The sequence below is a fragment of the Streptomyces sp. NPDC015171 genome (assembly GCF_043079545.1).
Taxonomy (GTDB): Bacteria; Actinomycetota; Actinomycetes; order Streptomycetales; family Streptomycetaceae; genus Streptomyces.
In genome coordinates, this window is record NZ_JBIBUO010000016.1 from 185,240 (window position 1) to 193,813 (window position 8,574).

6 protein-coding genes and 1 pseudogene are annotated in these 8,574 nt (G+C 71.4%); 6 read left to right on the forward strand and 1 reads right to left on the reverse strand.

The window, feature by feature from the left end:
• Nucleotides 1–150 precede the first annotated feature (150 nt).
• Nucleotides 151–993 carry a hypothetical protein gene (locus ACF073_RS33745; protein WP_392075255.1) on the forward strand — a complete coding sequence of 281 codons (843 nt, stop codon included), beginning with the start codon at nucleotides 151–153 and terminating at the stop codon, nucleotides 991–993.
• A 414-nt stretch (nucleotides 994–1,407) separates the two neighbouring features.
• On the opposite strand, the gene ACF073_RS33750 is transcribed toward ACF073_RS33745, so the two are convergent.
• Nucleotides 1,408–2,331, reverse strand: coding sequence for a helix-turn-helix domain-containing protein (locus tag ACF073_RS33750; protein ID WP_392075256.1), 924 nt, complete (start codon nucleotides 2,329–2,331; stop codon nucleotides 1,408–1,410).
• A gap of 146 nt (nucleotides 2,332–2,477) precedes the next feature.
• On the opposite strand from ACF073_RS33750, the gene tkt reads away from it, so the two are divergent.
• From tkt to ACF073_RS33775, 5 genes and pseudogenes are all read left to right on the forward strand, one after another.
• Nucleotides 2,478–4,553, forward strand: coding sequence for a transketolase (gene tkt, locus ACF073_RS33755; protein WP_392075257.1), 2,076 nt, complete (start codon nucleotides 2,478–2,480; stop codon nucleotides 4,551–4,553).
• A gap of 18 nt (nucleotides 4,554–4,571) precedes the next feature.
• Entirely contained in the window at nucleotides 4,572–5,717 is a 1,146-nt protein-coding gene (gene tal / locus ACF073_RS33760; protein WP_392075258.1) for a transaldolase, read from the forward strand.
• Nucleotides 5,714–7,303: a glucose-6-phosphate dehydrogenase gene (zwf, locus tag ACF073_RS33765; RefSeq protein ID WP_392075259.1), complete on the forward strand. Its 1,590-nt coding sequence runs from the start codon at nucleotides 5,714–5,716 to the stop codon at nucleotides 7,301–7,303. The genes tal and zwf overlap by 4 nt, the downstream gene beginning before the upstream one ends.
• Nucleotides 7,300–8,226, forward strand: coding sequence for a glucose-6-phosphate dehydrogenase assembly protein OpcA (gene opcA, locus ACF073_RS33770; RefSeq protein ID WP_392075260.1), 927 nt, complete (start codon nucleotides 7,300–7,302; stop codon nucleotides 8,224–8,226). Before zwf ends, opcA begins: the two co-directional genes overlap by 4 nt.
• A 1-nt stretch (nucleotide 8,227) precedes the next feature.
• Nucleotides 8,228–8,574: pseudogene (locus ACF073_RS33775) on the forward strand (glucose-6-phosphate isomerase); the annotation flags it as partial.

The window sequence follows — 8,574 nt, forward strand, 5'->3', positions numbered from 1 at the left end:
GCCGCCCGGTGGGGCTCGCGTCGAAGACGCCGATCCCTCCCGCTCCCTCGCGATGACCGGCCGGTCACCCGCGAGCCCCGCGACGGTGACCCCTGGGCCGATACGTGGTTCTATTCCAACCCCGTTCCCCGTCGCAGCGACAGGAGTCCGATGAAGCGTCAACTTGCCATCGCGGCAGCCTTGTTGGGAGCACTCATAGGGTCCGCGCCGAGCGCGTCCGCCGCCGGACCCGACCACTGGACGGCGGCCGGGACGTCCTACACGGACTCGCTCGGCGGCGGGCAGGGGCTCGCGAGCCGTGCGGACGGCTCGCTCCTGTACCGCGGCCTGCTGGACATCCCGCTGGACCTGAGGATCGGCGGCTGGAACCACGTGGGCGACCCGGACGTCGCACGCGGTTACACCTTCGACGCCTACCAGGGTGCCGACACGGCCACCGCGAAGCTGTTCGCGGTGACCACGCCGGCCGGCAAGCGGTACGACTACGTGCACCCGCTGGATCCGGGCGAGAAGGTGAACAACTCCTTCGCCGCGGTCTCGCCCGACGAGCAGTGGCTGGTGTCGGGCGAGTGGGGCGACCAGAACCGCCTCCAGGTGTTCCCCGCCCCCTTGCTCAACCCGGCCACGCCCGCCGCCGGCGGGACCCTGCCCCAGGCCGGGCAGATCAGCCTTGACCGGCCGGTGCGGGACATCCAGGGCTGCGACTTCGTCACCGGCACCCGGCTGGTGTGCGCCTCGGACGACGCCTCGGGCGAACTGTTCCCGCAGAGCAGGCCGCTGCTCCAGGTAGATCTGGCGCACCCGTTGGACGGCGGCCCGGTCACCGGCACGGTGACCAGCCTGTTCGGCCTCGAACAGCGGAGCATCTGCACCGGCGCCTTCGAGGCGGAGGGCGTCGACTACGCCCCGCGGACCGGCACCCTGCGCACCGAGGTGATCCCGCCGGGCGTCTGCGCGGTGGCGACGACGGTGTACGCGTACCACCGGTCCTAGCGGACCCGCCCGAACCGGCGGACCCACCGGAGCGACCGGACCCACCGGAGCGAGCGGACCCACCGGGACCAGCGGACCCACCGGAACGCGGGTGCGGGCACCCGCTCCGACCGGTACGCCGTGGACGAGGACCGGCTCCCCGTCCACGGCCGGCCGTGCCGCAGCCCCAGGAGGCGGCTTCACGCAGTGAACTCACCTGCGGTTAAGGGGCTTTCCCCGCTTTGACTCTTGACGGCCGCAGGGGCGGGGAGCACATTGGCGGCACCGTGAGAGCGCTCTCGCGGTACGCCGCATCGGTGGGCACCGCCTTCAAGCCGTTGCAGAACACGTGCGACCCGCCGACCGGGCTGACGCTCGGCATCGGCTGGTGATCCGCACGCGCCGACCGGGGCGAGCCTCCAGGTCCGCCCCCGGTCAGCGCAGTTCGGCCCGGAACGCCGCCGGCGTGACACCGGTGTGCAGATGGAAGAACTTGGAGAAGTTCGCCGCGTCGGGGAAGCCCACGGCCGCCCCGACGCGGCCGATCGGCAACTCCGTGTGGGCGAGGAGGCGTTTGGCCTCCAGCACGACCCGCTTGTCGATGAAGCCCTTCGGGGTCTCGCCGGTGGCCGCGCGGACGGCGCGGACGAGGGTGCGGCGGGAGTATCCGAGCGCGTCGGCATAGGCGCTGACGCTGTGGTTGGCGGCGAAGCCCTGCTCCACCGCGTCCCGGAAGAGGGTGAAGGTGGTGTCCGACCGCTGCCGGGCCGCCTCGGCCGAGCTGGCCGCGAGATGGGCGAGGCGCAGCAGAAACGCCGTCAGCGCGTGCCGGAGCACGGCCGTGTGCAGGCTCAGCGGGAGCGTGGCGGTGTCCTCGTACTCGCGGCGCAGCTGGCCGAGTGCCGCTTCGAGCGCGGCGAGCTGGGCCGGGTCCGGGCGCAGCAGCGGCGGCAGGTCGTAGCGGTACAGGCCGGTGGCCTCGACGGTGGCGCGGGGCAGAAAACCGGGCTGCATGGTGAGGACGGTTCCGCGGTACTCGCTTGTGCGCGAGAAGCGGTGCACCTGTCCGGGACGGATCCAGAGCAGGTCGCCGGCGCCGGCCTCGTACTCGGCGAAGTCGATCATGTGCCGTACGGGGCCGTCGGTGAAGAGCATGACCACGTGGAAGTCGATGCGGTGGACGCGGTGCAGCGGGGCGTCGGCGTGCCAGGTGTGCCCGGTGCCCATCGGGCCGACCTGGATGCCGACGCCGCCGACGGACAGCTCGGCCGGGAAGGGGAAGGTTCTGATCCCGTCGCCCGTCGTGCTGCCCCCGCCGCCCGCTGCCTCGTCGGCGGCTTGGTGGGTTCTGTCAGTCATGTCCTTTTCGTGCCGTCCCTGTCGCGCGATCACTGTCCCAGATTCACCACAGGCTGACACACCGCGACCTTTCTTCGAAAAAGTCAGACTTTTAAGTTTGAACGCGTCCGGCCAGCTACTTCGCACTCAACGAGGACTTCTTGAAGATGACCACGCAGACTTCCGACGGCTTCGAGTGGACCGAGCTCGACCGGCGTGCCGTGGACACCGCCCGACTTCTGGCGGCCGACGCGGTGCAGAAGGTGGGCAACGGGCACCCGGGCACCGCGATGAGCCTGGCGCCTGCCGCGTACACGATCTTTCAGAAGGTGATGCGTCATGACCCGGCGGACCCCGAGTGGGCCGGCCGCGACCGCTTCGTCCTCTCCCCCGGCCACACCTCGCTGACCCTCTACACCCAGCTGTTCCTGGCCGGGTACGAGCTGGAGCTGGACGACCTGAAGGCGTTCCGCACGCAGGGCTCCAAGACGCCGGGCCACCCGGAGTACGGGCACACCGCGGGTGTCGAGACCACCACGGGACCGCTCGGCCAGGGCGTCGCCAACGCCGTCGGCATGGCGATGGCCGCCCGCTACGAGCGCGGCCTGTTCGACCCCGAGGCCCCCGCGGGCACCTCCCCCTTCGACCACACCGTCTGGGCGATCGTCTCCGACGGCGACCTGGAGGAGGGCGTCTCCGCCGAGGCCTCCTCGCTGGCCGGCCATCAGAAGCTCGGCAACCTGGTCTTCGTCTACGACGACAACCACATCTCCATCGAGGGCGACACCGCGACCGCCTTCTCCGAGGACGTGCTGAAGCGGTACGAGGCGTACGGCTGGCACACCCAGCGCGTCGAGCCCACCGCCGAGGGCGACATCGACGTCCCCGCCCTCCACACGGCGCTGCGGGCCGCCCAGGCCGAGACCGGCCGGCCCTCGATCATCGCGATGCGCACGATCATCGCCTGGCCCGCCCCGAACGCGCGGAACACCGAGGCATCCCACGGCTCCGCGCTCGGCGCGGAGGAGATCGCCGCGACCAAGCGCCTCCTCGGCTTCGACCCGGAGCGGTCCTTCGAGGTCGCCGACGAGGTCCTCGCCCACAGCCGCCGGGCCCTGGACCGCGGTGCCGAGGCGCACGCGGCCTGGGACAAGCGGATCGCCGAGTGGCGCACCGCCCACCCCGAGCGGGCCGCCCTCTTCGACCGGATCGGCAAGGGCGAGCTGCCCGCCGGCTGGGAGGACGCGCTGCCCGTCTTCGAGGAGGGCAAGGCGGTCGCCACCCGCGCCGCGTCCGGCAAGGTGCTCCAGGCGCTCGGCCCGGTCGTTCCCGAGCTGTGGGGCGGCTCCGCCGACCTCGCCGGCTCCAACAACACCACGATCGACAAGACCAGCTCCTTCCTGCCGGAGGGCAACCCGCTCCCCGAGGCTGACCCGTACGGCCGAACCGTCCACTTCGGCATTCGCGAGTTCTCCATGGCCGCCGCGATGAACGGCATCGCCCTGCACGGCAACACCCGCATCTACGGCGGCACCTTCCTGGTGTTCTCCGACTACATGCGCAACGCCGTCCGTATGTCGGCGCTGATGCAGCTGCCCGTGACGTACGTGTGGACGCACGACTCCGTCGGTCTCGGCGAGGACGGACCGACCCACCAGCCGGTCGAGCACCTGGCCTCGCTGCGCGCGATTCCGGGCCTGAACGTCGTCCGCCCGGCGGACGCCAACGAGACCGCGATCGCCTGGGCCGAGATCCTGAAGAGGCACGCCACGCACCCCGCCCCGCACGGGCTCGCGCTGACCCGCCAGGGCGTGCCGACGTACGCGCCGAACGAGGACGCGGCCAAGGGCGGCTACGTACTGCGCGAGTCCTCGACGGAGGTCCCGGAGGTGATCATCATCGCGACGGGCTCCGAGGTGCAGCTGGCCATGGCCGCGCGGGAGGCGCTGGAGGCCGAGGGCACCGGTACGCGCGTGGTGTCGATGCCGTCCGTGGAGTGGTTCGAGGAGCAGCCGCGGGAGTACCGCGAGCGGGTGCTGCCGCCGGCCGTGAAGGCCCGGGTCGCCGTGGAGGCCGGCATCGGCCTGACCTGGTACCGCTACGTCGGCGACGCCGGACGCATCGTCTCCCTCGAGCACTTCGGTGCCTCCGCCGACGCCAAGACCCTGTTCGCCGAGTTCGGCTTCACCCCCGAGAACGTCGCCGCCGCGGCCCGCGAGTCGCTCGCCGCCGCGCGCGCCTGACACCGACGCAAGAGAAAGATGATCACTGTGACCGAAGCAATCGCCACCCCGGGAGCCCTCAAGCGCCTCGCCGACGAGGGCGTGTCGATCTGGCTCGACGACCTGTCGCGCAAGCGGATCACCTCGGGCGGCCTCGCCGAACTGGTGGCGAGCGGAAGCGCCGTCGGTGTCACCACGAACCCGTCCATCTTCCAGGCCGCCATCGGCTCCGGCGAGGGCTACGAGGAGCAGCTGGCCGACCTCGCCGTACGCGGTGTCACGGTCGACGAGGCCGTGCGGATGATGACGACCGCCGACGTGCGCGACGCCGCCGACATCCTGCGCCCCGTGTACGACGGCACGGGCGGCCGGGACGGCCGGGTCTCCATCGAGGTCGACCCGAGGCTCGCCCACGACACCGCGGCCACCATCGCCGAGGCCAAGCAGCTGGCCTGGCTGGTGAACCGCCCCAACGTGATGATCAAGATCCCGGCGACCAAGGCGGGCCTGCCGGCGATCACCGAGGTCATCGGCCTGGGTATCAGCGTCAACGTGACCCTGATCTTCTCGCTGGAGCGCTACCGCGAGGTCATGGCCGCCTACCTGGCCGGCCTGGAGAAGGCCCGCGGACGGGGCATCGACCTGTCCTCGATCCACTCGGTGGCGTCCTTCTTCGTCTCCCGTGTGGACAGCGAGGTCGACAAGCGGCTGACCGCCCTCGGCACCGACGAGGCGCTCGCGCTCAAGGGCCGCGCGGCCCTCGCCAACGCCAGGCTCGCCTACGAGGCGTACGAGGAGGTCTTCTCCTCCGACGGCTGGACGGCGCTGGGCGGCGCACGGCCGAACAGGCAGCGCCCGCTGTGGGCGTCCACCGGTGTGAAGGACCCCGCGTACAAGGACACCCTGTACGTGGACGAGCTGGTCGCGCCGGGCACCGTCAACACCATGCCGGAGGCCACCCTGCTCGCCGTCGCCGACCACGGCGAGATCACCGGTGACACGGTGTCCGGCGGCTACCCGCAGGCCCGCGCCGACCTGGCCGCCGTGGAGCGGCTCGGCATCTCCTACGACGAGGTCGTCCAGCAGCTGGAGGACGAGGGCGTCGCCAAGTTCGAGGCGGCCTGGCAGGACCTGCTGGACGCCGTCGCCACGTCCCTGAAGAGCAAGGGAGTTGACGCCCGATGACCGAGAACGCACCCGCCGCCGCCCAGGCACCCGAGGAGGTGCGCGTGCCGGTGGCCCCGGCCGCCGACTGGGCGAACCCGCTGCGGGACGCCCGGGACCGCCGGCTGCCGCGCATCGCCGGTCCTTCGGGCCTGGTCATCTTCGGTGTGACCGGTGACCTGTCCCGCAAGAAGCTGATGCCGGCCGTCTACGACCTGGCCAACCGCGGTCTGCTGCCGCCGGGCTTCTCCCTCGTCGGGTTCGCCCGCCGGGACTGGGAGGACCAGGACTTCGCGCAGGTCGTGCACGACGCCGTGCGCGAGCACGCCCGCACCCCGTTCCGCGAGGAGGTGTGGCAGCAGCTCGCCGAGGGCATGCGGTTCATCCCCGGCGACTTCGACGACGACACCGCGTTCAAGCAGCTGAAGGACGCCGTCGACGAGCTGGACGCCTCCCGCGGCACCGGCGGCAACTTCGCCTTCTACCTCTCCGTGCCGCCGAAGTTCTTCCCCAAGGTCGTGCAGCAGCTGAAGAAGGTCGGCCTGGCGACCCCGCCGCAGGGCGCCTGGCGGCGCGCGGTCATCGAGAAGCCGTTCGGCCACGACCTGAAGTCGGCGCAGGACCTGAACCGGGTCGTGCACGACGTGTTCGAGCCGGACCAGGTGTTCCGCATCGACCACTACCTCGGCAAGGAGACCGTCCAGAACATCCTGGCGCTGCGCTTCGCCAACCAGATGTACGAGCCGATCTGGAACCGGTCGTACGTCGACCATGTCCAGATCACCATGGCCGAGGACATCGGCATCGGCGGCCGGGCCGGCTACTACGACGGCATCGGCTCGGCCCGGGACGTCATCCAGAACCACCTGCTCCAGCTCATGGCCCTCACCGCCATGGAGGAGCCGATCGCGTTCGACGCCGAGGCGCTGCTCACCGAGAAGCTGAAGGTGCTGAAGTCGGTGCGCCTGCCGGAGGAGCTCGGCGAGCACACCGTGCGCGGCCAGTACGCGGAGGGCTGGCAGGGCGGCGAGAAGGTCGTCGGCTACCTCCAGGAGGACGGCATCGACCCCGCGTCGAAGACGGACACCTTCGCCGCGATCAAGCTGGGCATCGACAACCGCCGCTGGGCGGGCGTCCCCTTCTACCTGCGCACCGGCAAGCGGCTCGGCCGCCGGGTCACCGAGATCGCGGTGGTCTTCAAGCGGGCCCCGCACTCGCCGTTCGACTCCACCGCCACCGAGGAGCTGGGGCAGAACGCGATCGTCATCCGCGTCCAGCCGGACGAGGGCATGACCGTGCGGTTCGGGTCGAAGGTGCCGGGAACCTCGATGGAGATCCGGGACGTCTCCATGGACTTCGCCTACGGCGAGTCGTTCACCGAGTCGAGCCCGGAGGCGTACGAGCGGCTCATCCTTGACGTGCTGCTCGGCGACGCCAATTTGTTCCCCCGCCACCAGGAAGTGGAAGAGTCCTGGAAGATCCTCGACCCGATCGAGGAGTACTGGGCGGCGCACGGCAGGCCGGCGCAGTACTCGTCGGGCAGCTGGGGACCGAGGGAAGCCGACGAGATGCTCGCACGAGACGGACGGAGCTGGCGCAGGCCATGAAGATCGACCTGACCGACACCACGGCAAGCAAGATCAACAAGGCGCTGGTGCAGGGCCGCCGCGCCATCGGCACGCCCGCCGTGGGCATGGTCCTGACGATGGTCATCGTCACGGACGAGGAGAACGCCTACGACTCGATCAAGGCGGCCGAGGAGGCCTCGCACGAGCACCCCTCGCGCACCCTGGTCGTCATCAAGCGGCACGCCCGCACGCTGCGCGACCGCACCCACTCGCGGCTCGACGCCGAGGTCCGGGTCGGCTCCGAGGCCGGCACCGGCGAGACGGTCGTGCTGCGCACCTACGGCGAGGTCTCCGACCACGCCGACTCGGTCGTCCTGCCGCTGCTGCTGCCGGACGCCCCGGTGGTCGTGTGGTGGCCGGTGGAGGCCCCCGACGCGCCGGCCGAGGACCCGCTGGGCGCGCTCGCGCAGCGCCGGATCACCGACCTGTACGCGGTGGAGCGGCCGATGGAGGTCCTGGAGGCCCGCGCCCGCGCCTACGCGCCCGGCGACACCGACCTGGCCTGGACCCGGCTCACGCTGTGGCGCTCGATGCTGGCCGCCGCCCTGGACCAGGCCCGGGTGAAGGTGACCACGGCGGCCGTCGAGGCGGAGGCGGACAACCCCAGCGCCGAGCTGCTGGCCCGCTGGCTCGAAGCCCGGCTGAAGGTGACCGTGGACCGTGTGGTCACCGACGGTCCCGTGGTCACGGCCGTACGGCTCGGCACCGCCAACGGTGACATCGTCATCGACCGCCCCGAAGGGCCGCTCGCCACGCTGACCCTGCCGGGCCAGCCGCCGCGCACCCTCGCCCTGAAGGTGCGCGGCACCTCCGAACTGATCGCCGAGGAGCTGCGCCGCCTCGACGCCGACGAGATGTACGCCATCGCCCTCCAGGGCGAGGGCGCCAAGGAGAACGCCTGAGATGGCCGAGATTCCCAAGCTGACCCGGCGGCCCGAGTGGACCGCCCTCACCGAGCACCGCGCCCAGGGCCGGCCGCGTCTGCGCGAGCTGTTCGCGGCGGACCCGGGGCGTGCCGAGCGGTACGTCGTACGGGTCGGCGACCTGTACATCGACTACAGCAAGCACCTGATCACCGATGAGACGCTGCGCCTGCTGCGCGAGCTGGCCGCGGCGACGGACGTCTTCGGCCTGCGGGACGCGATGTTCCGCGGCGAGAAGATCAACGTCACCGAGGACCGGGCCGTGCTGCACACCGCGCTGCGCGCGGCGCGGGACACGGTGGTCGAGGTCGACGGCGAGAACGTCGT

What these genes read in the sequence shown, in the direction of transcription:
- ACF073_RS33745 (WP_392075255.1), top strand. Translation starts at nt 151, where the DNA reads ATGAAGCGTCAACTTGCCATCGCGGCAGCCTTGTTGGGAGCACTCATA.
- ACF073_RS33750 (WP_392075256.1), bottom strand. Translation starts at nt 2,331, where the DNA reads ATGACTGACAGAACCCACCAAGCCGCCGACGAGGCAGCGGGCGGCGGG.
- tkt (WP_392075257.1), top strand. Translation starts at nt 2,478, where the DNA reads ATGACCACGCAGACTTCCGACGGCTTCGAGTGGACCGAGCTCGACCGG.
- tal (WP_392075258.1), top strand. Translation starts at nt 4,572, where the DNA reads ATGATCACTGTGACCGAAGCAATCGCCACCCCGGGAGCCCTCAAGCGC.
- zwf (WP_392075259.1), top strand. Translation starts at nt 5,714, where the DNA reads ATGACCGAGAACGCACCCGCCGCCGCCCAGGCACCCGAGGAGGTGCGC.
- opcA (WP_392075260.1), top strand. Translation starts at nt 7,300, where the DNA reads ATGAAGATCGACCTGACCGACACCACGGCAAGCAAGATCAACAAGGCG.